At 53.7% G+C, this 24,309-nt stretch carries 22 protein-coding genes; 5 read left to right on the forward strand and 17 right to left on the reverse strand.

The window, feature by feature from the left end:
• Nucleotides 1-24: 24 nt before the first annotated feature.
• The 5 genes from artM to UC15_RS04255 all read right to left on the reverse strand — a co-directional run bounded on the left by artM (nt 25) and on the right by UC15_RS04255 (nt 3,721).
• Nucleotides 25-693 (reverse strand): arginine ABC transporter permease ArtM, encoded by a 669-nt coding sequence (gene artM / locus UC15_RS04235; RefSeq protein ID WP_112287281.1) that lies wholly within the window; start codon nt 691-693, stop codon nt 25-27.
• Nucleotides 693-1,409 carry an arginine ABC transporter permease ArtQ gene (gene artQ, locus UC15_RS04240; protein ID WP_013574753.1) on the reverse strand — a complete coding sequence of 239 codons (717 nt, stop codon included), beginning with the start codon at nt 1,407-1,409 and terminating at the stop codon, nt 693-695. Before artQ ends, artM begins: the two co-directional genes overlap by 1 nt.
• Nucleotides 1,410-1,421: 12 nt before the next feature.
• Nucleotides 1,422-2,153, reverse strand: a complete 732-nt coding sequence (gene artJ, locus UC15_RS04245) for an arginine ABC transporter substrate-binding protein (RefSeq protein WP_112287282.1) — start codon at nt 2,151-2,153, stop codon at nt 1,422-1,424.
• A 47-nt stretch (nt 2,154-2,200) separates the two neighbouring features.
• Nucleotides 2,201-2,929, reverse strand: a complete 729-nt coding sequence (gene artP, locus UC15_RS04250; protein ID WP_112287396.1) for an arginine ABC transporter ATP-binding protein ArtP — start codon at nt 2,927-2,929, stop codon at nt 2,201-2,203.
• Nucleotides 2,930-3,139: 210 nt separating this feature from the next.
• Nucleotides 3,140-3,721: a lipoprotein gene (locus UC15_RS04255; protein ID WP_112287283.1), complete on the reverse strand. Its 582-nt coding sequence runs from the start codon at nt 3,719-3,721 to the stop codon at nt 3,140-3,142.
• Nucleotides 3,722-3,910: 189 nt separating this feature from the next.
• On the opposite strand from UC15_RS04255, the gene UC15_RS04260 reads away from it, so the two are divergent.
• A complete protein-coding gene (locus UC15_RS04260; protein WP_112287284.1) occupies nt 3,911-4,237 on the forward strand; it encodes a heavy metal-binding domain-containing protein in 327 nt (108 codons plus the stop codon).
• Nucleotides 4,234-5,082, forward strand: coding sequence for an N-acetylmuramoyl-L-alanine amidase (locus UC15_RS04265; protein ID WP_112287285.1), 849 nt, complete (start codon nt 4,234-4,236; stop codon nt 5,080-5,082). Before UC15_RS04260 ends, UC15_RS04265 begins: the two co-directional genes overlap by 4 nt.
• Nucleotides 5,083-5,119: 37 nt before the next feature.
• On the opposite strand, the gene UC15_RS04270 is transcribed toward UC15_RS04265, so the two are convergent.
• The 7 genes from UC15_RS04270 to UC15_RS04300 form a co-directional block, all read right to left on the reverse strand.
• On the reverse strand, nt 5,120-6,154 hold the full coding sequence (locus UC15_RS04270; RefSeq protein WP_112287286.1) for an NAD(P)-dependent oxidoreductase: 1,035 nt from the start codon (nt 6,152-6,154) through the stop codon (nt 5,120-5,122).
• 156 nt (nt 6,155-6,310) lie between these two features.
• A complete protein-coding gene (locus UC15_RS04275; protein ID WP_112287397.1) occupies nt 6,311-7,765 on the reverse strand; it encodes a DUF2867 domain-containing protein in 1,455 nt (484 codons plus the stop codon).
• Nucleotides 7,766-7,849: 84 nt separating this feature from the next.
• Nucleotides 7,850-8,863: a low-specificity L-threonine aldolase gene (gene ltaE / locus UC15_RS04280; protein ID WP_112287287.1), complete on the reverse strand. Its 1,014-nt coding sequence runs from the start codon at nt 8,861-8,863 to the stop codon at nt 7,850-7,852.
• A 188-nt stretch (nt 8,864-9,051) separates the two neighbouring features.
• Nucleotides 9,052-10,773, reverse strand: coding sequence for a ubiquinone-dependent pyruvate dehydrogenase (gene poxB / locus UC15_RS04285; RefSeq protein ID WP_112287288.1), 1,722 nt, complete (start codon nt 10,771-10,773; stop codon nt 9,052-9,054).
• A 294-nt stretch (nt 10,774-11,067) separates the two neighbouring features.
• Nucleotides 11,068-12,081: an NADH oxidoreductase gene (gene hcr, locus UC15_RS04290; RefSeq protein WP_112287289.1), complete on the reverse strand. Its 1,014-nt coding sequence runs from the start codon at nt 12,079-12,081 to the stop codon at nt 11,068-11,070.
• 6 nt (nt 12,082-12,087) lie between these two features.
• Nucleotides 12,088-13,740 carry a hydroxylamine reductase gene (gene hcp, locus UC15_RS04295; protein WP_112287290.1) on the reverse strand — a complete coding sequence of 551 codons (1,653 nt, stop codon included), beginning with the start codon at nt 13,738-13,740 and terminating at the stop codon, nt 12,088-12,090.
• A gap of 166 nt (nt 13,741-13,906) precedes the next feature.
• A complete protein-coding gene (locus UC15_RS04300; protein WP_112287398.1) occupies nt 13,907-14,806 on the reverse strand; it encodes a lysine exporter LysO family protein in 900 nt (299 codons plus the stop codon).
• Between the two features lie 189 nt (nt 14,807-14,995).
• Between UC15_RS04300 and UC15_RS04305 the strand changes: the two genes are divergently transcribed.
• Entirely contained in the window at nt 14,996-16,729 is a 1,734-nt protein-coding gene (locus UC15_RS04305) for an ATP-dependent endonuclease (protein ID WP_112287291.1), read from the forward strand.
• On the opposite strand, the gene UC15_RS04310 is transcribed toward UC15_RS04305, so the two are convergent.
• Complete coding sequence (locus UC15_RS04310) at nt 16,726-17,715, reverse strand: VirK/YbjX family protein (RefSeq protein ID WP_112287292.1); 990 nt, start codon at nt 17,713-17,715, stop codon at nt 16,726-16,728. The two genes, UC15_RS04305 and UC15_RS04310, sit on opposite strands and share 4 nt — an antisense overlap.
• A 294-nt stretch (nt 17,716-18,009) precedes the next feature.
• Nucleotides 18,010-18,231, reverse strand: a complete 222-nt coding sequence (gene cspD, locus UC15_RS04315) for a cold shock-like protein CspD (RefSeq protein ID WP_015696601.1) — start codon at nt 18,229-18,231, stop codon at nt 18,010-18,012.
• 394 nt (nt 18,232-18,625) lie between these two features.
• Between cspD and clpS the strand changes: the two genes are divergently transcribed.
• Nucleotides 18,626-18,946: an ATP-dependent Clp protease adapter ClpS gene (gene clpS, locus UC15_RS04320; protein WP_013574769.1), complete on the forward strand. Its 321-nt coding sequence runs from the start codon at nt 18,626-18,628 to the stop codon at nt 18,944-18,946.
• 27 nt (nt 18,947-18,973) lie between these two features.
• The gene (gene clpA / locus UC15_RS04325) at nt 18,974-21,256 is read left to right on the forward strand and encodes an ATP-dependent Clp protease ATP-binding subunit ClpA (RefSeq protein WP_112287293.1); all 2,283 of its coding nucleotides are present in this window, start codon (nt 18,974-18,976) and stop codon (nt 21,254-21,256) included.
• Between the two features lie 231 nt (nt 21,257-21,487).
• Here clpA and infA read toward each other — a convergent pair whose 3' ends face one another.
• From infA to cydC, 3 genes are all read right to left on the reverse strand, one after another.
• Entirely contained in the window at nt 21,488-21,706 is a 219-nt protein-coding gene (infA, locus tag UC15_RS04330) for a translation initiation factor IF-1 (protein ID WP_002211347.1), read from the reverse strand.
• A gap of 93 nt (nt 21,707-21,799) precedes the next feature.
• Nucleotides 21,800-22,534: a leucyl/phenylalanyl-tRNA--protein transferase gene (gene aat / locus UC15_RS04335; protein WP_112287294.1), complete on the reverse strand. Its 735-nt coding sequence runs from the start codon at nt 22,532-22,534 to the stop codon at nt 21,800-21,802.
• 53 nt (nt 22,535-22,587) lie between these two features.
• Nucleotides 22,588-24,309: a cysteine/glutathione ABC transporter ATP-binding protein/permease CydC gene (gene cydC / locus UC15_RS04340; RefSeq protein WP_112287295.1), complete on the reverse strand. Its 1,722-nt coding sequence runs from the start codon at nt 24,307-24,309 to the stop codon at nt 22,588-22,590.

The following is a 24,309-nucleotide window of genomic DNA, read 5'->3' on the forward strand; positions in this document are numbered from 1 at the left end:
TCCCTTCAGGTATTTTCTGCTTAATCAGTTGCGGCGTTCAAATGCCAGCGCACGGCGTTCAATCAGACGCATCATCAGGGTCAGTAAACCGTTGACGCACAGATACACCAGACCGGCTGCACCAAAGACCATCACGTCATACGTGCGGCCATACATCAGCTGGCTGTGACCCATAACATCCATCAGCGTGATGGTGTAGGCCAGCGAGGTACTTTTAAACACCAGCACCACTTCGTTGGAATATGACGACAGCGCACGTTTAAACGCATATGGCAGCAGGATACGCAGGGTCTGGGGCTTCGACATACCCAGCGCGTCACAAGATTGCCACTGACCGGAAGGAATGGCGCGTACCGCACCGGTAAACAGCTGCGTGGTATATGCCGCGCTGTTCAGCGCCAGCGCAAACATCGCGCAAAGCCACGGTTGTGACAGCACTTCCCATAACCACGGAATTTCACGGATCGAAGGAAACTGACCCGGACCGTAGTAAATCAGGAAGATTTGCACCAGCAACGGGGTGCCGGTAAACAGCGTGATGTAACCTTTCACAATCTGGCTGGCGACCGGCACTTTCAGCGTCAGAATCACGGTGAAAATCATCGCCAGCAGCAGCGCCACAATCAGCGCCGCCACGGTCAGCGTCAGGCTGGTGTGCAATCCTTTGAGGACTTCAGGTAAATATTCCCACATCAGGAAGCACTCCGTTCAAAGCGGGTGGTACGCAGTTCGATGCGTTTGATCACGAACTGGCTGAACAGGGTGACAAGCAGATAAATGCAGGCCGCAATCACATACCAGGTAAACGGCTCCTGAGTACGGGTCGCGATGCTTTTGGTTTGCAGCATCAGGTCATTCACGCTGATAAGCGACACCAGCGCGGTATCTTTCAGCAGCACCAGCCACTGATTGCTCAGCCCCGGCAATGCATGACGCCACATTTGCGGCATGATCAGGCGAAAGAAAATCGCTGATTTTTTCATGCCCAGCACCTGACCTGATTCCCACTGACCTTGCGGCACGGCTTTCAGTGCGCCACGTAAAGTCTGCGATGCATAAGCCGAATACAGCAGGGAAAGGGCGATCACGCCACAGACGAACGGGCTGACTTCGAAATTCTCAATCGGCAACTTGATCGGGATCGCGAACAGACCAAGATTGATGCTAAAGCCATCGGCCAGCACCATCAGCAGCTGAGAAGAACCAAAATAGATGAACAGCACCACCAGGATTTCCGGCAGGCCGCGCAGCACGGTGACCCACGCGGTGCCCAGCCAGCTAAGCGGCTTCCACGGCGCGGATTCCCAGACAGCGAAGATCATCGCCAGCACCAGGCCGAGTATCAGCGCACAAACGGCAAGGCCGACGGTCATCCCGGCGGCGCTTGCTAAAGGTTGGAATTCAGTCATTGATAGGCAAACTTATTGCTGGAACCATTTTGAATACAGCGTTTTGTAAGTGCCGTCTGCTTTCACTTTTGCCAGAGCATCATTCAGTTTAGTCAGCAATTCAGTATTGTTCTGACGAACCGCAACACCCAGACCGGTACCGAAGTATGTCGGGTCAGTGATTTTGTCACCGACAGCGGCCAGGTTTTTGTTCTGCTTCAGCCATTCGTTCACCACTGCGGTGTCACCGAATACCGCGTCCAGACGACCATTTTTCAGGTCCAGCACGGCATTCTGATAGCTGTCGTAAGGCACGGCAGTGATTTCAGGATGCTTATCCATCAGGAATTTCTGATGAGTGGTGCCGTTTTGCATACCGACACGTTTGCCTTTCAGCGCAGCAACGTCAGCGAACTGACCAGAATGCGCGATGAAAATAGCGGAGTTGTCGTAGTAAGCATTGGTGAAGGACACTTGTTTTTCACGTTCAGGCGTGATGTCCATACCGGAAATCACCGCGTCAAAACGGCGGAATTTCAGGCTTGGGATCAGACTGTCGAAGGCCTGGTTGGTAAAAGTACAGGTTGCCTGCATCTCTTTACACATCGCATTAGCCAGATCAACATCGAAGCCCTGAATCTGATTGCTGGAGTCTACAAACTCAAACGGAGGATAAGACGCTTCCATCGCAAAACGGATGGTATCAGCCGCGCTGGCTGACAAACTGACGGTAGCCAGAACCGCGGCAATTACTAATTTTTTCATCGCTAACTCCGTAGAAAACATCAATCAATGTATTGGTGAAAATACAGTTAATGGGAAAGATAGCTGGCAAACTCTTTGGTTTGCGGCTGGGCGAAAATGGAGGCATCACCCTGTTCGACGATGCGGCCATTTTCCATATACACCACGCGGCTGGCGGTTTTACGCGCCACTTCAACCTCATGGGTCACGATAACCTGGGTAATGCCGGTGCCAGCCAGTTCGCGGATGATGCTGACGATCTGAGCGGTGATTTCCGGATCCAGCGCCGCCGTCGGTTCATCAAACAGCAGAACCTGAGGCTCCATCATCAGCGCACGGGCAATCGCCACACGCTGTTGCTGGCCACCGGAAAGATGCAGCGGAAAACGATCCGCGTAATCGGTCAGACGCAGACGGGTCAGCAATTTCTCGGCGCGTTGCATCGCGACATCTTTGGTCAGACCCAGAACACGCATCGGGGCTTCCAGTAAGTTGTCGAGCACGGTGCGGTGCGGCCACAGATTGTATTGCTGGAAGACCATTCCGACATTCTGACGCAGTTCACGAACGGCTTTCTCGTCCGGTTTACGGGTGAAATCGAAGGTATTACCGGCGATTTGCAACGTCCCTGAACGCGGCATTTCCAGCAGGTTCAGAACACGTAACAGGGAGCTTTTACCTGCGCCACTGGGTCCGAGTAAAACCAAAGTCTCACCGGCGGGGCAGTTAAGCTGAATGTCAAAAAGCGCCTGATGCACGCCGTAGAAGCAGTTGATGCTATTAAGTTGAATACTCATGCGCAAATAGTGAATAGCCATTGATGCCGCAGATGGTAACTTCCACAGCATAGTTATGCAACGATCGCGGCTTAAAAATTATGTGTTGCCGCAGGAAGGCTAAAGTCTAGCACAACATATTGTTAACTATCTGTGACGGGGGTGTTGGTCAATGACGTTATTCATCACTGACCAACCTTTTTCACGAGGTATTTTTAGAAAGCAGAGCGGTTACTGGTGTTCTAAAACCTGGCGTAATGTTCCGCTGGAAGCAAAATCAAGATTCGCCATGTAGCGGACATCATCGACGGTCCAGCATTTCCCTTCGCGTACCATTAACACTTCATCTTTCCAGCTGGTGGATGCGCCTTTGTCCTTCTCATGTGTGAAGGTCACGCGCAGAGGAATGTTGCGGGCGTCAGTGTTTGGAATGGTTGAGGCGCTGTCCACGGAAGCGGACGTCGGGCCATCAAACAGGCTGGAGAAGATATCGCCGTCGACTGCGCCGTTACCAGTTTTTTCATTCGGTGTGGCGGCGAGATCCACTTTAGGCTGTGACTGCGCTTTGAGTAACGCATTATACAACGCCGTACTCAGGTAAGGCCGGTAAGCGGCAAGCTGGCTGGAGTTTGGTAAACCGCTGCCGCCTTGCTTAATGCGGAAATCATAGAATTGCTGAGCCACGCTGTCCGGGCCGCCGTCGACACACGGTGCGGTACGGCTGCCAATGTCCTTGTATGCAGGTTCGACCGTGGTGCAGGCATTTAACATGAACACCAACGGGATTGCGGCGACAAGAGTTTTCTTTTTCATCGTATTCCTTACTGAAAGATTGAACATTTTCACCATGACTTTCTTTACCATACAGTATAAAACCGATTTGGCTTAATGCATGGCGAAGAGAAAATCAGTCACCGGCTGATACCTCGATGCCGCACGCATGGTTTATGCTGTAAATGAAATGAATGCCAGGCTTTGGACGACAACTGATAAGGAATACTCATGCAAGTTTCAACTACTCCGACCCTCGAAGGTTTCACTATCGCTGAATATTGTGGCGTGGTGACAGGCGAAGCGATTTTAGGCGCGAATATTTTCCGTGATTTCTTTGCCGGTGTGCGCGATATCGTCGGCGGGCGCTCAGGCGCGTATGAAAAAGAGCTGCGCAAGGCGCGTGAAATTGCTTTCCGTGAACTGGAAGAACAGGCGAAAGAACGTGGCGCGAATGCCGTTGTCGGTATTGATATCGATTATGAAACCGTGGGCAAAGACAGCAGCATGCTGATGGTGAGCGTCTCCGGTACGGCTGTCATTGTGCATCGCAAATGATCGGCCAGTGTATCAGGCGTGGTCTGTTAACCGCCGCTTTACTGATGCTGGCCGGTTGTCAGCACGCCAGCCAACAGCCGGACGATGCACCGTTCCGGCTGGAAACTACGCGACAGGCGCAGGGTGCGGATCAGCGGATCCGCTTTCTGGTCATCCACTATACTGCGGAAGATTTCCACAACGCATTAAATACGCTAACCGATGAGCACGTCAGTGCGCATTACCTTATTCCGGCAAAACCGCCGCTGGAAGACGGTAAACCGGTGGCGTGGCAACTTGTGCCGGAAAATATGCGTGCCTGGCACGCGGGTGCCAGTGGCTGGCGCGGGCGCACCAATCTGAACGATACGTCGGTGGGCATCGAGCTGGAAAACAAAGGCTACAGCCATTATCTGCTCGGCAAAAAGTTCTATCCGTTCCCGCCTGCGCAAATTGATTTGCTGGCAAATTTGAGCAAAGAGATTGTCGCACGTTATCAGATTGAGCCACGCAATGTGGTGGGACACAGTGATATTGCGCCGCAGCGCAAGGACGATCCCGGGCCGTTATTTCCGTGGCAGGAAATGGCGAAACGCGGCGTGGGCGCCTGGCCGGATGCGAATGTGGTGAAGCAGTATCTGGCGGGGCGCAATCCGCAACAGCCGGTGGATCAGGCGTATTTACTGGCCTTGCTGAAAGCGTACGGATATACAGTGGACGATAATATGACACCGCAGCAACAAAAGCGGGTGATTGCAGCGTTCCAGATGCATTTCAGGCAGAGTGATTATCGCGGGAATGCGGATGCCCAGACCGAAGCCATTGCTCAGGCATTGTTGCAGCAGTATCCGGATCCAAATAGCTGATCAGCGCGGCTGACCATTGCGGTCAGTCGCACTTTTGTCAGTCTCGTTTTGGCCCGATACCGTGCAGTCCCTGAAGTTTACCGTGATCGCGCAGCCAGTCGGCGGTGCGGATAATCCCCTGATCGAGCGAAATCACCGGCACGTAGCCAAGTTCTTTCTGCGCACGTTGGGTATCCAGCGTCAGGTCAAAATTCAATTTTGCCACGCTGTAATGTGTCAGCACTGGTTCTTTATGGGAGCTTTTGCTGATACGCTCCATGCCCCGCGCCATCATATCCAGCAGCGGATACGGCACTGAGCGGATGCGGTATTTGATATCCAGATTTTCCATCAGCTGTTTGACCAGCGTACGCAGCGGGCGGGGTTGCTGATTAGTGATATTGAATGCGCGGCCAGATTCTGTGGCTTGTGTTTGGGTTGCCAGCCACATCGCATGGACGGCGTTTTCAACATACGTCATGTCTACCAGCGCTTCACCGCCGCGCGGCAGCATCAGCGTTCCGCCATATTTCAGCATCTGCATCAGGCGCGGCAACAGCACGTTATCGTGCGGGCCAAAAATCCCCTGCGGTCGCAAAATAGTGAAATGGGTTTGCGGGTTAGACATCGCCAGCGTGTGGATCACCTGCTCACCGGCGGCTTTACTGCGCGCAAAAGAGTTGGCAAAACGGTGCGGACGGAAGTCTTCCTGAATGTCCCGATGATGATGGAAATCGAAATAGATGGCCGGCGATGAAATATGGACGAAGTTTTCCACGCCATATGCCGCAGACCACTCGCCCAGACGTCGCGTCGCGCGCACATTCGCCAGTTCGAATTCCTGTTCGCTGCCCCAGGGCGACATCAGCCCCGAACAGTGCCAGACGGTATCGATATCGGCCAGCAGCGCTTTCGCCTGCGAAGAGATAAGCGTGGTGAGATCGGCATGAATAAATTCTGCGCCCATTTTCTGCAAAAGTGAGCCCATAGCGGCATTACGGCCTGTCGCTCTGACTTTAATGCCTTTATTTCGCAGAAACTCGACAGCGTTACGCCCTAAACCGCTGCTCGCGCCGGTAACCAAAACCTTCATATACAGGCCAATGCCTTCAGAAATAGAGAAAAAATGTCTGCTGCGTCGGAGTTCTGGCACCCCTGAGCAATAAGGGGGCCATTCTTTCGTGAAATTGTGCGGGTTGCAATGAGAAAGGGTGCAAGCTGTGTGCGAAAGCGGATTAATTAACCCCCTTTAGCGTCCGCAACGATCTTTCTGACGGGCCAGGCTGGCGATACGCTTTGCCATGCCACGAAAAATAAACTGATGAGCGGGCATCATACTGAACCAGTACAGCAGACCGCTGAATCCGGCAGGGTGCCACCACGCACGAACATCCAGACTGCGGCTTTCACCATTATCGGTGATGGTGAAGGTCAGACGCCCCAAACCTGGCGCTTTCATGCCGAACAGCAACGCCAGTTCGCGCTGAGGTTTCAGCCCGATCACTTTCCAGCCATCAATTTTATCGCCAATTTTCAGGAAATCCCGATCCGGACGACCGTATTTCACACCGCCGCCGAGTAGATCGTCCATGCGCGCGCGGGTTTTCCATAATCCGTTGGCATAAAAATAGCCTTCCTGACCGCCAAGTTGCTGCACGACTTTCCAAAGCGAGGCTTTTGAGGCGGACGTTTCCAGCGTGAAACCGGCTTGCTTCGGGTAATAACCGTAACCGGGACGCCAGCGCGCACGGGCATCCGGATCATATCCCCAGTCCGGTGAATCCATCACCTGCTTTTGTTCCTGCTCAAGCGTGCTGCAGATCGCGTCATCAATTGAGATAAGATCCTGGGGAATCAATCTTTGCAATTCTGCGCTGTCGGCGGGCAAATCATGGTTCAGCCCCTGGATCAGTGCCTTTGCGAGCGACGTCGGAACAGACGTGATCAGACTAAGAAAATACACCGAAACAAAAGAAGTCGGCAGGGGAATGGGGATCAGCCAGCGGCGTTTTCCGCTCATGGCGATAAAGCGTTCAAACAACGTCTGATAGCTGATGTACTCCGGCCCGGCGGCTTCCAGAATACGGTTCCCGGTGGCCGGTAATGTCACCATGCCCTGTAAATAATTGAGCAGATTTTCCAGCGCAACCGGTGAGGATTTTGAACGCACCCAGCGAGGTGGCGTCAGTACCGGCAGGTTATAGACCATGTCACGCATCACTTCGAACGCCGCTGAACCCGCGCCAATGACAATGCCGGTGCGCAGCTCGGTCACTGGAATATTGCTCATGCGCAGTAAATCACCGGTCAGTTTTCTGGCCTGTAAATGCGGGGAGTGATTGTCTTCAGGCTGCATCGAACCGAGATAAACGATGTGCTTTATCTGAGAGTCTTTCAGTGCCAGCAGGGTATGCTGCGCCGCCTGCCGCTCTTTCTCCAGAAGGTCATCATCTTCCGTCATGGCGTGAACCAGATACACCAGCACGTCAGCGCCTTCAAAGGCAGCGGCCAGTGTTTTACTCTGATAAACATCGGCAAAACAGCAGCGCACATGCGGCCATTTTTGCTGTTGCAGCCACTCTATCCGGCGTGCGGCTGCCGTCACCTGAAAACCATTCCTGCTCAGGTGGGCGGTAAGGTGTTGTCCTATATATCCGCTGGCACCGAGAATGACGACCCGGCCAGTTTGTGTCGAGATTGGCATTTCCATTTGCTCAGTCAGTGTAGGGAGAGAATTCAGAAAGTACGGCGATAACCCGCAGGTTACCGCCGCAGACATAACGGACTATCAGGCGTGCTGGTGCAGGAATTCCTGCCACAACGTGACCACTTTTTGCAGGTCTTCACGGCTGATATTGATGTGCGTCAGCACGCGGGTCACAGGACCTGCGCTGATGATCACGCCGCGCTCGCGCATCCACGGGCCCATTTTAGCAGCCAGTTCCGCGCTTTGTTTGATGTAGAGCACGTTGGTTTGCGCACCGGGCTCTGCGATTTCAACGCCGATTTTGCTTAGTTCTTCTGCCAGCCACTGCGCATTGTCTTGGTCATCTTTCAGACGTGCGACGTTATTTTCCAGCGCATAAATCGCCGCCGCTGCCAGAATGCCCGACTGACGCATACCGCCGCCGGTCATTTTGCGCCAGCGGTTAGCACGCTGGATATACTCTTTGCTGCCGACCAGCAGTGAGCCAACCGGCGCACCCAGACCTTTCGACAGGCAAATGGTCAGCGTGTCGCAATACTGTGTAATTTCACGCAGTTCAACGTTTTGCGCTACGGCCGCATTCATAATGCGCGCGCCGTCGATATGCAATGCCAGTCCTTTTTCACGGGTGAACGCGTAGGCCTTTTGCAGATAATCCAGCGGAAGCACTTTGCCGCTGTGCGTGTTTTCCAGGCTCAGCAGGCGGGTACGCGCGAAATGGATATCATCGGGTTTGATGGCTGCGGCCACTTTATCCAGCGGAATAGAACCGTCGGCGTCCATGTCCAGAGGCTGCGGCTGAATGCTGCCGAGTACCGCTGCGCCGCCTGCTTCATACATATAGTTGTGGGCTTTCTGGCCGACAATATATTCTTCGCCACGCTGGCAGTGCGTCAGTAACGCCACCAGATTGGCCTGCGTTCCGGTCGGTAAAAACAGCGCGGCTTCTTTGCCGCAAAGTGTTGCCGCCATGTCCTGTAAAGCGTTTACCGTTGGGTCATCGCCGTAGACATCATCGCCGACTTCAGCGCTGGCCATGGCCTGACGCATAGCTTCACTGGGGCGGGTTACGGTATCACTGCGTAAGTCGATCAACGTGGCTTCCTTCTGGGTGAATGCCCGACATACCTCGAATTGCTGATGCGTTGACTGCGTTTACTCACCCCGGTCACTTAGTTATCTAAGCTTCCGGGGACTCGCAAACTTGTCGCCTTACTTCAATCCGGACTATTTAGGGCTGCATATGAGAGTTTGTCTAATCATGCACTATAGCCCTGTCAGGGTTATCGCAGCCAGTTGGTTTTTGCCAGATCGACCACTTCGTCGCCGCGGCCGCTGATCACTGCGCGCAGCATGTAAAGGCTGAAACCTTTTGCCTGCTCGAATTTAATCTGCGGTGGCATTGCCAGTTCTTCGGTGGCGGTGATCACGTCAATCAGTACCGGCCCTTCGTAGGCGAAGGCATCCTGCAAAGCAGTATCGATATCAGACGCTTTCTCGACACGGATCCCTTTGATACCCGCGGCTTCGGCAATGGCGGCGAAATCCGGGTTTTTCAGTTCGGTACCGTCAGTCAGGTAACCGCCTGACTTCATTTCCATCGCCACAAAGCCCAGCACGCTGTTGTTGAAAATGATGATTTTCACCGGCAGCTTTTGCTGCGCCAGCGTCAGGAAATCCCCCATCAGCATCGCGAAACCGCCGTCACCGCACAGCGCAACGACTTGACGCGAACGGTCGATGGCCTGCGCGCCAATTGCCTGTGGCATGGCGTTCGCCATTGAGCCGTGGTTGAAGGAACCGAGCAAACGGCGCTGGCCGTTCATTTGCAGATAACGACATGCCCACACGGTCGGCGTACCGACGTCGCAGGTGAAAATCGCATCGGCAGCAGCAAAGCGGCTGATTTGCTGCGCCAGATATTGCGGGTGAATGGCCTGCTTGTCGTTCGGCGTGGCCAGCCCGTCGAGATCTTTACGTGCCTCTTCGTAATGCTTCAGCGCCTTGTCGAGGAATTTGCGTTCGTTCTTCACCTGCAACTGCGGCAGCAGGGCGGTCAGGGTAGATTTGATGTCGCCGACCAGCGCCATATCCACGTGACAATGCGCGCCGATGCTGCCCGGATTGATATCAATCTGAATGATTTTGGCATCGGTCGGATAAAACGCCCGATACGGGAATTGCGTGCCGAGCAGGATCAGCGTGTCGGCATTGAGCATGGCGTGGTAACCGGAAGAAAATCCGATCAGACCGGTCATCCCGACGCTGTACGGATTGTCCCATTCGATATGTTCTTTACCGCGCAGTGCATGGACGACAGGCGCTTTCAGGGTTTCAGCCAGCTTAATCACTTCGTCATGCGCACCCGCACAACCGCTGCCGCACATCATCGTAATGTTCGTCGAACCGTTCAGCAGTTCGGCCAGCTTTTCCAGTTCGGTCGGCTGTGGTGTGACTTTAGGCAGTACCGGCGGATACCAGCTGATTTTGGCGTCTTCCGGCGCAGGTTTAAGCGCCACGTCGCCTGGCAGCACAATCACGGACACGCCACGGTTGAGAATGGCTTTGCGCATGGCAATCGCCAGCACCTGCGGCAACTGTTCGGGATTACTGATCAGCTCGCAGTAGTGGCTGCATTCGCGGAATAATTCTGTCGGATGGGTTTCCTGAAAATAGCCGCTGCCGATTTCGCTCGACGGAATATGCGCGGCAATCGCCACCACCGGAACATGATTACGGTGGCAGTCGAACAGACCGTTGATCAGATGCAGGTTGCCGGGCCCGCAGGAACCGGCGCACACCGCCAGTTCACCGGTAATTTGTGCTTCGGCACCGGCGGCAAAGGCGGCGACTTCTTCATGGCGCGTGCCCAGCCATTCAATAGTCCCCATGCGGTTCAGGCTGTCGCTGAGCCCGTTCAGGGAGTCGCCGGTGACGCCCCAGATCCTTTTTACGCCTGCTGCTTCAAGAGTTTTCGCCAGGTATGCTGCTACGCTTTGTTTCATAGTCCCTCCGGTGCGCCCGTCATCCTTCGAGCTGCCTCTGCGTAGGCTGCTTTCGCGAACCCCGGTCACATACTTATGTATGCTCCCGGGAATTCACTCAGTTGCCGCCTTGATCCAACTCGAATGATTTAGGGCTAATTTTCAAATAAGTGGATTAAGCATAGTCCACTGATTACATCCTTGAATGTTCAGCCTTAAACCATACAAAAATATGCGGGGTAGGGAGGTGAAGATTTGTAAATCTGCCCGCGAAGACTGTAAAAAGTCATGTGCGGGCAGTGAGTTAATGTGTGATCAGGCGAGGGTGACGTCACCCTGAAGCTGACAGCTACAGGCCAGCACATAACCCTGGGCGACTTCTTCATCGGTCAGCGTCATGCGGCTGGTGGTCTGATAATCGCCGGAAAGTATCCGGGTTTTACAACTGCCGCAGACGCCTGCACGGCAGGCAGCGGTGACCGGCAAACTATGCTGTTCCATGGCAGCCAGCAATGTCGTTCCCACCGGAACGCGGTAATTCTGTAACGGCATCAGGCGTGTCAGCGTCAGTTGCTGATCGGCAGATACCACGGTTTCAATCGCCTGAAATTGCTCTTTGACGATGTTGCCCGCCGCCACACCGAGTTCTTTTGCCCAGTCACCCGCCAGTTGCATATAGGGCGCGGGGCCACAAATCATCACGCGTCGTGTCTTAATATCCGGCACCCGGCTTTGCAGTAAATCCTGACTCAGACGCCCTGCGATTTGCCCCGGCAGTGCACCATTTTCAGCAAGAAGGGTCAGATTCAGTTGCGGATAGCGCGCCGCCAGCTGCTGCCATTCGCTGGCAAAGATAATGTCCTGCGGGCTGCGCACGCTGTAAAACACCTGTACGCTTTGCGCCGGATGATGTGCCAGAACATCGCGCGTGATCGACATCACCGGCGTCACTCCGCAACCTGCAGCCAGTAAGAGCAAGGGCTGTTCCGTATCGCAGGTGAATTCCCCTTGCGCGTCACTCAGCCACAGATAATCACCGGGTTTTACCTGCTCATTCAGCCACTCTGAACCTGCGCCTCCTTCAATGCGGCGCACCGTCAGCTGAATAAAACGGCTCTGGCCCGGAGTGGAAGACAGCGTATATGCGCGCTGTACGTCGCCACTCTGACGGATATTGACCAGCGCAAACTGGCCGGGACGATACGGATACACATCGTGATTTATCAGCGACAGCGTGCGGACATCCGGTGTTTCCTGCGTGACGGAATACACCTGCATACGGTTCTGGCACAGCGCGGTCGGCTGATCGGGAAATAAAGGAAAATTCATTTCAGTTTACTCCGGCAGCATGGTTTTCAGATCCTGCTCAACCGAAGTGATTGCGCGCAGGCCAAATTTTTCATTCAGGATTGCCAGCAGGTTATCGGTCAGGAAGGCAGGTGCCGTCGGACCGGTAGCGATATTTTTTACGCCGAGCGACAGCAGCGTCAGCAGGATCACAATAGCTTTTTGTTCAAACCAGGAAAGCACCAGACTCAGCGGTAAATCATTCACACCGCAGCCTAATTTCTCGGCCAGATTGACCGCAAGAATAATGGCAGAGTAGGCGTCGTTACACTGGCCGACGTCCAGCAGGCGCGGCAGGCCTTCGATGGAACCGAAATCCAGTTTGTTAAAACGGTATTTGCCACAGGCCAGCGTCATGATCAGGCAATCCTGCGGTACGCTGCGTGCCAGATCGGTGAAGTAGCTGCGCTCGCCGCGGCTGCCGTCGCACCCGCCGATCAGGAAGATATGGCGCAGTTTTTTAGCGGCGACGAGATCAATCACGGTATCCGCCGCGCCGAGCAACGTCTGGCGGCCAAATCCGACCGTTATTTTCTGCTCAATTTCGCTGTAACGGAAGCCCGGAAGCTGCAAGGCCTGCGCGATCACCGGCGCAAAATTTTCACCTTCCAGATGCTGGACGCCCGGCCAGCCGACGATGCTGCGTGTCCAGATCCGGTCGCCGTAGTTGCCGACGTTCGGGTCAATAATGCAGTTGGACGTCATCACCACCGGCCCCGGGAATTTCGCGAATTCCACCTGCTGATTTTGCCAGCCGCTGCCGTAGTTACCGGCCAGATGCGGGAATTTTTTCAGTTCCGGATAACCGTGGGCAGGCAGCATTTCGCCGTGGGTATAAATATTGATGCCGGTATCGGCGGTTTGCTCGAGCAGCATCTGCAAATCTTTCAGGTCATGGCCTGAAATCAGAATCGCTTTACCCGCCAGCGGACGGACATTGACGTTGGTCGGCTGAGGGTGACCATAGGCATCGGTTTCGCCCTTATCCAGAATTTCCATCACACCAAAGTTCATTTTGCCGATTGCCATCGCGTTTGCGAGCAGTTCCCCCATGTCCGCTGGCTGCGTGCCGAGCCACGCCATCAGACGGTGATATTCGGCGTAAATAGCGGGGTCAGACTGACTCAGAACGTGCGCGTGCTCCATGTATGCCGCTGCACCTTTCAGGCCGTACAAACACAGCATCCGCAGGCCATGAATGTCATCGCCAATCTGCGCTTTGTCGCCGTTCAGCGCAAACTGCTGCGCCTGTTGTTGCAGCTCGTGGAGGCTATCGCTGACCAGTTCCAGCGCTGCCAGCGGATGGCTGACGGTGATTTGCGGATCCATCAGGCGGCAACGCACGGCCAGAGATTCACGGTGGATAATGGCTTCACGGGCATAGCCGACGATGCGGTCAGAGTCGAAATTCACATTAGTCAGGGTGGAGAAAAAGGCGCGGGGCGCGAAGCTGTCGATCTCTTCATCGATAATCCCGTAGCCTCGTGCGGTCAGCGCCCAGGCGGACAGGCCTTCGAGCACGGCGACCAGTAAGTCTTGTAAATCAGAGGTTTCTGCCGTTTTGCCACACATTCCCTGCGCATAAGCGCAGCCGTTGCCCGCCGGGGTACGGACTGTTTGTTCACATTGCACACAAAACATCATGAGGTCCTTTTTAAAGTTGCATTTAAAATGCTTGTTTTAATGCAAGCCTAAAACTGGCAGGGACAGAAATGAAGGGGTTTTTAAGACTAAGTGAAGGGGAATTGATTTATCGCAAGTTTTACAGGGGAGTGCCCGCTGCCGGAAAGCAGCGGGAAAACATGTGTCAGGCGGAGAAGAATGCCATCAGCACAGGCGCTATCAGGCTTAATACGAATCCATGAACGACGGCGGGCGGAACCATATCCAGGCCGCCACTGCGCTGTAGCACCGGCAGGGTGAAGTCCATTGACGTGGCACCGCACAAGCCGAGCGCCGTCGAGCGGCTGGTACGCACCAGCGTCGGGATCAGCATAATGGCGCACAGTTCGCGGGCCAGATCGTTAAAGAACGCGGCGCTGCCGATCACCGGGCCAAAAGAATCGGTAAGCACAATGCCGGAAAGCGAATACCAGCCGTAGCCGGAGGCGAGCGCCAGACCGGTTTTCAGCGGCAGGCCGAGCAATAACGCGGCGATTGCACCACCGGCTAACGCACTGACGGCGACCACCACCCCGACCATCATTCCGCGACGGTTAAGGATAATCTGTCGCAGCGTCATGCTGCTGTTGCGAAGCTGTATACCGACCAGTGCCAGCAGGAATAACAGCGCAATTTCGCTTGCCTGCGAGGCGAAGGTCAGCCAGTGCCATTGGGTCAGGCCGAGCGCGAAACCACCGATCACCACACCGCATAACTTCAACGATTCCAGCGCCATGTGAATACGCGACGGCAGTTTTTCCTGTTTGTGCTCTGATTTCCACGGACGGCGGCGTTCAAGCAGCCACAGCGCAGCGTAATTCATCACAAAAATGCACAGGAAACACACTGCCGCATATTTGAAAATCAGCAGTAAATTTGTGCTGAGATTATCGAGGAAAGCCAGACTGATGCCCATAATGAAAAGGATGACGTACACCATCCAGCTCAGCAACTGATTAACAATATGCAGCAGGGGCCGGTTTTTTAGCGGAATAAGGTAGCCGGCGATCAGCGGCAGGAGAATAATTAACAGCCCGGAATACATGATGCAAAAGTCCCTGAAAAGTGAGATCCCATAAGTGGAACGCGGCGCAGAAAAGGCCGCCCGCCACGCTAACGAAAAGTTATCTGACTGTAAAGCAGCTTCGGCACGCAGAGATATCTTTGCACGCTTGACCTGAACCATTTTTTAACGCCATGCTCAGGAAAGTTTTGAGCGCACAGGAGGCGTCTGATGTATCTGGAACGTATTGATATTGTCGGTTTTCGCGGGATTAACCGCCTGTCTTTAACGCTGACACAGCCCGCTCAACGTGGCGCATCGATTACCGGCGCCTCCCGACAGGGGGAGGGCGAATCCTTTCCGACCAACACCGTTCTCATCGGTGAGAATGCCTGGGGTAAATCCAGTCTGCTCGACGCGTTAACTCTGCTGCTTTCCCCGGAACCCAAACTGTACTGCTTTAAAGAAGAGGATTTCTATTTCCCCGCCGGCGAGGAGGAATCCAAATCCCAGTACCTGCACGTGGTATTTACGTTCTGTGAGAATCAGGCCGGTCATCATATGTCGCCGCGGTTTAATTCACTCTCACCGCTTTGGGTGAAATGTGCTGACAAACTCAACCGGATTTATTACCGACTGGAAGGCGAACTTGACGACGATGGCAGCGTCATGACGCTGCGCAGCTTCCTGTCGTCCAGCGGTCAGCCTTTAAATCTGACGACGATTGATCCGCTGGCGCAGGCTTTGATCCGCCTCAATCCGGTATTACGTTTACGCGATGCGCGTTTTATCCGCCGTCTGCGCAGTGAAACACTGGCGCCACGGCTGGCGGCTAATAACGAAGAACTGGCAAAACAACTGGATGAACTGACACGGGAGCTGGTCCACAGCCCGCAGACGCTGAAAAACAGCGAACTGCGCAGCGGGCTTTCGGCGATGCAGCAGTTGCTGGAACATTATTTTGCCGAGCAGGGGACATCGAACAGTGTGCCGTGGCAGCAAAAACGTCATGGCCGCGCAGAAAGCCGCCGGGCATGGCGTTCTCTGGATAACATCAACCGTATGATTGCCGAACCCAACAGCCGCAGTATGCGGGTGATGCTGCTTGGCATGTTCTCGACGCTGTTACAGGCTAAAGGATCAGTGGTGTTGCATCCCGATGCCAGACCGCTGTTGCTTATCGAAGACCCCGAAACCCGCCTGCATCCGATCATGCTTTCTGTGGCGTGGGGCCTGCTGGATCAGCTGCCGTTGCAGCGGATCACCACCACCAATTCTGGCGATTTGCTTTCCCTGGTACCGGTCGAACAAATTTGTCGTCTGGTGCGTGAATCCGGTCGCGTGGCCGCGTATGGCATTGGTCCGGAAGGGCTGAGTCTGGAAGACAGCCGCCGCATTGCGTTTCATATTCGCTTCAACCGGCCGTCTTCTTTGTTCGCCCGTTGCTGGTTGCTGGTTGAAGGGGAAACGGAAGTCTGGTTGCTGAATCAGCTGGCGCGGCAATGTGGTTATCATTTTGAATCTGAAGGGATCAAGGTCATTGAGTTTGCGCAGTGCGGGCTTAAGCCGTTGCTGCGTTTTGCCCGGCAAATGGGTATTGAATGGCATGCGCTGGTCGATGGTGATGAAGCGGGGCGAAAATACGCGGCGACGGTGATGGCTAATGTGGAAAGCCATGAAGATACGTTGCGTTACCGGCTGACGGCCTTACCTGCACAGGACATTGAATATTTTTTGTATCGCGAGGGTTTTGAAGATGTTTACCGCAAGAATGCGGGAATACCGGATAACGCGCCAATGTCGCCAAGGCGCATTCTTGATAAAGCTGTTCACCGCAGTTCGAAGCCGGATCTGGCAATAGACGTGGCGATGGCGGCATCTTTGCGGGGAACCTCATCGATTCCCCCGTTGCTGCGACAGATGTTTTCCCGCGTGGCCTGGCTGGCGCGCGGGAGAGCCGATTAAGCAGCCTGAGTTTGGGCGACAGTAACCGGATTGCCGTGTCCGCTGGTGAATGTCTGGCGGATCTGGCTTTCCAGGTCATCTAACAGCAGATAACGGCGGCGGTACTCGGAACGGCGTTTACTGGCGATTTCTTCCAGCGGGCGGTGCGCAATCTGACGCGGCAGATGGAAATAACCGTCTTCGCCCTGTTTGGCATCCAGCGTTTCCCAGAAGCTGTCGTAATCGGCATACACCATCCCTTTACGTTTTTTGTAACGCGGATCCTCATAAATATGCGTGTGGTTGCCGACGGCAATCAGTTGCGTCATGCCTGTTACATCCGCCAGCGTTGTCAGCGCTTCAATCACCAGACGTTTCGGGAACAACCCATGGCAGGCTTTAGTAGCTGTCTGAATTTCCTGGTGATCCACATGGGCGCGCGGCCCCTGCAATGCGCCAATAAACAGCGTCGGCTGACCCTGATACTCAATAAAAGAGAACGTCACGATAGCAATCGGTTCTCCCTGCGGATTATTGAAGGACAGCGTCGCTTCGCCTTCTTTATCCAGACGGCTGACGGCGTTAAAGGTGATGGCATAACGCTGATCTTCTTTACCGGTCAGGGTGGCAATCGCCATCGGTTTTTTATTCAGATAGCCGTGATTAATGGCGTCCGGCAGGCAGTCCTGGATCATATCGTAATGATCGGTGATCCGCTTCAGGGCCTGAGCCTGATTGATATTGGCTGCCTGATAGGTGCGATGTAATTTCGCTGGCAGGCCGGGCATTGCCAACAGAATTTCATCACGTTGCGGATGCTGCGCCAGATAATCGAGCAGTGCAAACGTTCTGCGCGGCTGCTTCAGCGTGCGGAAAAGGAATTTAAGGCGATAGCGCGGTAATTTCCAGGACGGCCCCGGCGTGATGCGGTTGGTGAGGAGTGCCTTCATCAACTGCAAGCCTGAAAGCGGGGCTTTTTCTACGCCAGGATAATGGAGAGTCGTCATGGTCTTTACCTGTTATTTGCAACCGGGTTTTTGTTACCGATATTTCAACAGGAGCTGCATAAACGACTGTGCAACGGGGAAAAGTATGGAGAAATTGAACGTGATTTGTTGAGATTGTGTTTAGATTTGATTTTGTTTATGTCGTGTCTTAGCAATTGGTGTCTAAAAAATGTACTTTATTTTCGTAAAGAGGGCTTGAAGCCTGAGCCATTCTCCCCCATAAATAAAAATGCCAGTCAGTGAGTGACCGGCATTTGCAGTAGACGTGTTATCTGATACGTGATGCTGAACCGGTCAGGCGACCGCTTCACTTTCCACTGGAATAATGAGGCTGGCATGATTCCCCTTTGGGCCTTCATGAACGTCGAAATTGACCTGCTGGCCGGCTTTTAAAGTCCGGTAACCCTCCATCTGTATTGTGGAGTAGTGAGCGAAGATGTCTTCACCGCCATTTTGCGGGCAAATGAAGCCAAAGCCTTTAGCATTATTGAACCATTTAACCGTACCCGTCTGCATGCTTCTACATCCCTCTCATGACTAGTCTGGTAGTAAATAGATAAAGCCAGTTGAGTGAGCACGTAGGCCAGAACGTCGGCGATAAGCGCCTGTTCAGGCCGGTTTAAACCCCGTCCGGCTCACGAATTTACACTCTAGTGGAATAGAGAAAGACGTCAAGGAAACGGCATTTGTCCCGGGGGAGCAGATAACCAAAGTTTGAAGCAGGTAACGCTATTGACATATTTTGTTAAATTTTCATCCGCGTTATCTGTTGCACGTAAGACATTTTGTGCAGCGGCAAGGTGAGGCCAGAGATGGTAAAATACGGTAATAACGGCGTGAGGCTCTGCAGAAAGCCTTCATGCTTGTGTATTTGGCTTCCGATACGATCTTCACAGGTGATGAACAGGCAATGGGCAATAATCAAGACTGGCTAAATTTTGAACATTTGGCGGCGGATAAGCAAAAGGATGAGGTAAAACCGCCATCTATGTATAAAGTTATATTAAACAACGACGATTACACTCCAATGGAATTTGTGATTGACGTTCTGCAAAAGTTCTTTTCTTATGATATTGAACGTGCAACGCAACTGATGCTCCAGGTGCACTACAGAGGCAAAGCGATATGCGGTGTTTATACAGCCGAAGTCGCCGAAACCAAGGTCGCACACGTAAATGAGTACGCCAAGGAGAATGAGCATCCGTTGCTGTGTACGCTGGAAAAAGCCTGATTAAGGCAATCTATTTGGGAGGTGCCTATGCTCAATCAAGAACTTGAACTCAGTCTCAACATGGCTTTCGCAAGAGCCCGTGAGCACCGGCATGAGTTTATGACCGTGGAGCACCTGTTGCTGGCGTTGCTCAGCAACCCTGCTGCCCGTGAAGCGCTTGAAGCTTGTACAGTCGATCTGGTGGCATTACGCCAGGAGCTGGAAGCCTTCATCGAGCAAACCACACCCACCTTACCCGCCAGTGAAGAGGAACGTGACACCCAGCCTACGCTGAGTTTCCAGCGCGTTCTGCAACGTGCGGTATTCCACGTGCAATCTTCTGGCCGCAGCGAAGTCTCGGGCGCTAACGTTCTGGTCGCGATTTTCAGCGAACAGGAATCTCAGGCAGCCTATCTCCTGCGCAAACATGACGTCAGCCGCCTTGATGTGGTGAACTTTATTTCGCATGGCACCCGTAAAGATGAATCGGGCAGCCAGGCGCAAAACAATGCGGAAAACCCAGTTAACGAAGAGCAGTCGGCGGGGGAAGATCGTATGGAGAACTTCACCACTAATCTCAACCAGTTAGCGCGTGTAGGTGGTATTGATCCGCTGATTGGCCGTGACAAAGAACTGGAGCGCGCCATTCAGGTGCTCTGCCGTCGCCGTAAGAATAACCCGCTGCTGGTGGGTGAATCCGGCGTGGGTAAAACCGCGATTGCCGAAGGTCTGGCATGGCGAATCGAGCAGGGCGATGTGCCGGAAGTGATGGCCGACTGCACCCTGTATTCTCTGGATATCGGTTCGTTGCTGGCGGGCACTAAATACCGCGGTGATTTCGAAAAACGTTTCAAATCTCTGCTGAAACAGCTGGAGCAGGATAAGAACAGCATCCTGTTTATTGATGAAATTCACACGATCATTGGTGCCGGTGCGGCATCAGGCGGTCAGGTGGATGCCGCAAACCTCATCAAACCATTGCTTTCCAGCGGGAAAATCCGCGTGATCGGTTCCACCACGTATCAGGAATTCAGCAATATCTTCGAGAAAGACCGTGCTCTGGCACGTCGCTTCCAGAAAATTGATATTACTGAGCCAAGCGTGGAAGAAACGGTTCAGATCATTAACGGCCTGAAAACCAAATACGAAGCGCATCACGATGTGCGTTACACCGCGAAAGCGGTGCGTGCGGCGGTTGAGTTGTCGGTCAAATATATCAATGACCGTCATCTGCCGGACAAAGCCATCGACGTCATCGACGAAGCGGGCGCGCGCAGCCGGTTAATGCCGGTCAGCAAACGCAAGAAAACCGTTAACGTCAGCGATATTGAAAGCGTTGTGGCGCGTATTGCCCGCATTCCGGAAAAAACTGTGTCTGCGACAGACCGCGATGTGCTGAAAAATCTGGGCGACCGTCTGAAAATGCTGGTCTTCGGACAGGATCCTGCGATTGAAGCGCTGACTGAAGCGATCAAAATGAGCCGCGCCGGTCTGGGTCAGGATCACAAGCCTGTCGGTTCGTTCCTGTTCGCCGGTCCTACCGGTGTGGGTAAAACAGAAGTTACGGTACAGCTGGCGAAAGCGCTGGATATCGAACTGCTGCGCTTTGATATGTCGGAATACATGGAACGTCATACGGTCAGTCGTCTGATCGGTGCGCCTCCGGGTTATGTCGGCTTTGACCAGGGCGGTTTGCTGACGGATGCGGTGATTAAACATCCTCACGCCGTGGTGCTGCTCGATGAAATCGAAAAGGCGCATCCGGATGTCTTCAACCTGCTGTTGCAGGTCATGGACAACGGCACGCTGACCGATAACAACGGGCGCAAGGCCGATTTCCGTAACGTGATTTTGGTAATGACCACTAACGCCGGTGTGCGTGAAACGGAACGTAAATCGATTGGTCTGATTCATCAGGACAACAGTCCGGATGCGATGGAAGAGATCAAACGTACCTTTACGCCGGAATTCCGTAACCGTCTCGACAACGTTATTTGGTTCAACCATCTGTCTACGGAAGTTATCCAGCAGGTTGTCGATAAGTTTATCGTTGAACTGCAGGCGCAGCTGGATGCGAAAGGCGTTTCTCTCGAAGTCAGCGATGAAGCTCGCGACTGGCTGACCGTGAAAGGCTACGACCGTGCGATGGGTGCGCGTCCGATGACCCGTACCGTTCAGGAAAACCTGAAAAAACCACTCGCCAACGAACTGCTGTTTGGTTCACTGGTGGATGGCGGTTCCGTCTCTGTGGCTCTGGATAAAGCGGCTGACAAGCTCACTTATCACTTCATGAGTGCGCAGAAGAAAAAACCGGAAGGTGCGGTGCATTAATTTTCATCTGTGATGAAAAAACAAAAGGCGATGTGAAAACATCGCCTTTTTTCTTTCCGAAATTCTTTATTTAATTGCAGTAATTAGTGAGGGATTTCAGAAAGGATAGGGGAATACATCGTGGAACAAATGCCGGATTGCGGATACCACAAAACGCCCTTGCAACAGCAGGAAGGGCGAAAAGGGTATCCTCAGGTATCGCCGGAAAATCAGCGATGAGTGAGCCGCTTATTAACGGCTACGGAAGACAATGCGGCCTTTGCTCAGGTCGTACGGGGTCAGCTCTACAGTGACTTTGTCGCCCGTCAGGATGCGGATGTAGTTCTTACGCATTTTACCGGAGATGTGTGCGGTAACTACGTGTCCGTTTTCTAATTCTACGCGGAACATAGTGTTTGGCAGCGTATCAAGTACGGTGCCTTGCATTTCAATGTTGTCTTCTTTGGCCATCGAATCCTCTAGGTCTAACTACCATAGTTTTTAACCGGCAAGATAATGCCGAAAAACCCACATTATGTAAAGAAGTATGGTCCATGACCGCACCTATTCCCTATCCTTCGGGAACACCGGCAGGTCTTCATCATGTGGGGATAAGTCTTGTGGCAACCAGCAATCCGGCGCTAACGCTCGTTGCGAAAGTTCGGATAACTGCTGCAAAAATTGGCGGCGGGGGATCTCTCTCGCACCCAGCGACGCAGTGTGAGGGTTGAGCACCTGACAGTCAATCAGTTCTCCACCATTGCGGGAAAAATGTTGGCAAAAAACCATCAGCGCGGCTTTTGAAGCGTTTTCACGGCGACTGAACATCGACTCGCCGCAAAATAACCCGCCAACAGAAACACCGTATAATCCGCCAACCAGTTCATTTCCTTCCCAGACTTCAACTGAATGCGCGCGTCCGGCTTCGTGTAACTCCTGATAACCGCGCTGAACCAGCGGTCCGATCCAGGTACCTTCCTCACGCTGCATCGCACACGCACGTATGACCTTTTCAAATTGCTGGTTAAGTGTGAAACGAAAAGGCATTTTGCGCATGAAACGTTTCAGACTCCGGCTGACGTGACGTTCATCCGGAACTAAAATTGCACGGGGATCGGGTGACCACCAGAGGATCATCTCTCCCGGTTCAAACCAGGGGAAAACGCCGTACTGATACGCGGAAAGCAGGCGAGGGGCGGTGAGATCACCTCCGATAGCCAGCAGGCCATTCGGGTCCTGCAAGGCAGTTTCAGGATCCGGAAAATTAACCGAATTGGCCTCAAGCTTTACTAACCGCATAGATCTCCTTATCCGGCGACTCACGGGCCGCCGCTAAACTGGCAACTACGACGTCAGGTACGTGACAAAAACCGCGCGTACCGGCCCTGTGCAGCAATTAACGACGCATGATCACCTTGTTCCACAATCTGACCTTCCTCCATGACGCAAATCCTGTCGAAAGTTTCCAGACCGTGCAGCCGGTGCGTCACTAAGAGTAGCGTTTTATTCTGACAATGCTTGTGCAGCAGAGCCAAAATATGTTGTTCCGTTTCCGCATCAAGCCCTTCTGTCGGTTCATCAAGCAACAACAGCGGAGCATCATGCAGCAAAGCACGTGCCAGCCCGATACGACGCTGTTCGCCACCGGAAAGCTGACGTCCACCTTCACCGAGCCAGGCGTTCAGGCCTTCATTTTCCAACAACACATGTAAATCAACCTGTCTCAGGACTTCCGCGATCTGCTCATCGGTGCAATCCGGTGATGCCATGCGCAGGTTTTCGCGCAGCGTAGTGTTAAAGACATGTGCTCGCTGACTGACAACGGTGATCATCTTACGCAGCGTTGCTTCATCGTAGGCACCGATAGCATGGCCATTGATTTCAAGCGTGCCGCTGGTGATATCCCAGCCGCGGGTCAGCAATTGCAGCAGGGTAGATTTGCCACAACCAGTCTGGCCGAGCAGGGCGATATGTTCACCGGCCCCGACATCCAGCGTGACGTTTTTCAGCACCGGAAGCGGTTGTCCGGGATAGGTGAAGTTCACATTTTGCAGCGACAGGCTGACGTGTTCAGCGGCAACAGGACCTTGTGTCGGGAAGGTTACGTCGGCAGGCTGGTCAATAATCTGGCTGACGCGCTGAGCCGAAGCGATGACTTGCCCCAGATGCTGGAATGCCGCAGCGACCGGCCCCAGCGCTTCGAAAGCGGCCAGCGGAGTAAATACGAACAAAGCAATCAGTGCGCCGGGCTGCGGGAACTGGCTGATGCCACCCGCGGCCAGCCACAGCATTAGCGTCACGGTCAGACCGGCTGCTGCAATCACCATCGCCTGCGACAAACCGGTCAGTTTTGCCTGCTGCTGCTGGCGCAACATCCAGCGGCGCTCGATATCGTTCAGTTGCTGGCGGAATCGTGGCTGAGCGCCAAAGACCACCAGCTCGGACTGACCCTGTAACCATGACGTCAGCTGCATGCGGTAATCACTGCGCAGCGCCGTCAGTTCACGGCCAGCCGGTTTACCCGCCCGGTAGAAAATCACCGGCAGAAGCAGCATCAGCACCAGCATGATCGCACCGAGGGTCAGCGCCAGTTTCACATCGAGGAAACTCAGGCCAAACGTCACCAGCAGGATCACCACCAGCGCACTTACCAGCGGAGAAATCACCCGCAGATACAAATGATCCAGCGTATCGACATCGGCCACCAGCCGGTTCAGTAATTCGGCCTGACGAAAACTGGCAATACCGCCCGGAGACAGCGGCATGATTTTGGTGAAAGTAAACACGCGTAAATGTGCGAGCACGCGGAATGTCGCGTCGTGGCTGACCAGACGCTCGGCGTACCGGCCTGCAGTACGAAATATCGCCGCCCCGCGCACACCGGCGGCAGGAAGCATGTAGTTGAAACTGTATAAACCGGCGATACCCGCCACGGCGGAGGCCGCGAGGAACCATCCCGAAAGCGTCAGCAGCCCGATGCTCGCCAGTAAAGTGACGATAGCCAGAATGATGCCCAGAGACAGTCGGAACCAGTGACGGCGATACAGCGCGAGATAAGGCAGAAGAATTTTCAT

The organism is Rahnella sp. AN3-3W3, assembly GCF_003263545.1.
Taxonomy (GTDB): Bacteria; Pseudomonadota; Gammaproteobacteria; order Enterobacterales; family Enterobacteriaceae; genus Rahnella; species Rahnella variigena.

Excerpts from the sequence above, each read along its gene's own strand:
- infA (WP_002211347.1), bottom strand. The coding sequence starts at position 21,706 with ATGGCCAAAGAAGACAACATTGAAATGCAAGGCACCGTACTTGATACG.
- aat (WP_112287294.1), bottom strand. The coding sequence starts at position 22,534 with ATGCGGTTAGTAAAGCTTGAGGCCAATTCGGTTAATTTTCCGGATCCT.
- artJ (WP_112287282.1), bottom strand. The coding sequence starts at position 2,153 with ATGAAAAAATTAGTAATTGCCGCGGTTCTGGCTACCGTCAGTTTGTCA.
- poxB (WP_112287288.1), bottom strand. The coding sequence starts at position 10,773 with ATGAAACAAAGCGTAGCAGCATACCTGGCGAAAACTCTTGAAGCAGCA.
- cydC (WP_112287295.1), bottom strand. The coding sequence starts at position 24,309 with ATGAAAATTCTTCTGCCTTATCTCGCGCTGTATCGCCGTCACTGGTTC.
- artP (WP_112287396.1), bottom strand. The coding sequence starts at position 2,929 with ATGAGTATTCAACTTAATAGCATCAACTGCTTCTACGGCGTGCATCAG.
- hcp (WP_112287290.1), bottom strand. The coding sequence starts at position 13,740 with ATGTTTTGTGTGCAATGTGAACAAACAGTCCGTACCCCGGCGGGCAAC.
- artQ (WP_013574753.1), bottom strand. The coding sequence starts at position 1,409 with ATGACTGAATTCCAACCTTTAGCAAGCGCCGCCGGGATGACCGTCGGC.
- hcr (WP_112287289.1), bottom strand. The coding sequence starts at position 12,081 with ATGAATTTTCCTTTATTTCCCGATCAGCCGACCGCGCTGTGCCAGAAC.
- artM (WP_112287281.1), bottom strand. The coding sequence starts at position 693 with ATGTGGGAATATTTACCTGAAGTCCTCAAAGGATTGCACACCAGCCTG.
- UC15_RS04270 (WP_112287286.1), bottom strand. The coding sequence starts at position 6,154 with ATGAAGGTTTTGGTTACCGGCGCGAGCAGCGGTTTAGGGCGTAACGCT.
- UC15_RS04300 (WP_112287398.1), bottom strand. The coding sequence starts at position 14,806 with ATGTATTCCGGGCTGTTAATTATTCTCCTGCCGCTGATCGCCGGCTAC.
- UC15_RS04255 (WP_112287283.1), bottom strand. The coding sequence starts at position 3,721 with ATGAAAAAGAAAACTCTTGTCGCCGCAATCCCGTTGGTGTTCATGTTA.
- UC15_RS04310 (WP_112287292.1), bottom strand. The coding sequence starts at position 17,715 with ATGACGACTCTCCATTATCCTGGCGTAGAAAAAGCCCCGCTTTCAGGC.
- cspD (WP_015696601.1), bottom strand. The coding sequence starts at position 18,231 with ATGCAGACGGGTACGGTTAAATGGTTCAATAATGCTAAAGGCTTTGGC.
- UC15_RS04305 (WP_112287291.1), top strand. The coding sequence starts at position 14,996 with ATGTATCTGGAACGTATTGATATTGTCGGTTTTCGCGGGATTAACCGC.
- UC15_RS04265 (WP_112287285.1), top strand. The coding sequence starts at position 4,234 with ATGATCGGCCAGTGTATCAGGCGTGGTCTGTTAACCGCCGCTTTACTG.
- clpA (WP_112287293.1), top strand. The coding sequence starts at position 18,974 with ATGCTCAATCAAGAACTTGAACTCAGTCTCAACATGGCTTTCGCAAGA.
- clpS (WP_013574769.1), top strand. The coding sequence starts at position 18,626 with ATGGGCAATAATCAAGACTGGCTAAATTTTGAACATTTGGCGGCGGAT.
- UC15_RS04275 (WP_112287397.1), bottom strand. The coding sequence starts at position 7,765 with ATGCCAATCTCGACACAAACTGGCCGGGTCGTCATTCTCGGTGCCAGC.
- UC15_RS04260 (WP_112287284.1), top strand. The coding sequence starts at position 3,911 with ATGCAAGTTTCAACTACTCCGACCCTCGAAGGTTTCACTATCGCTGAA.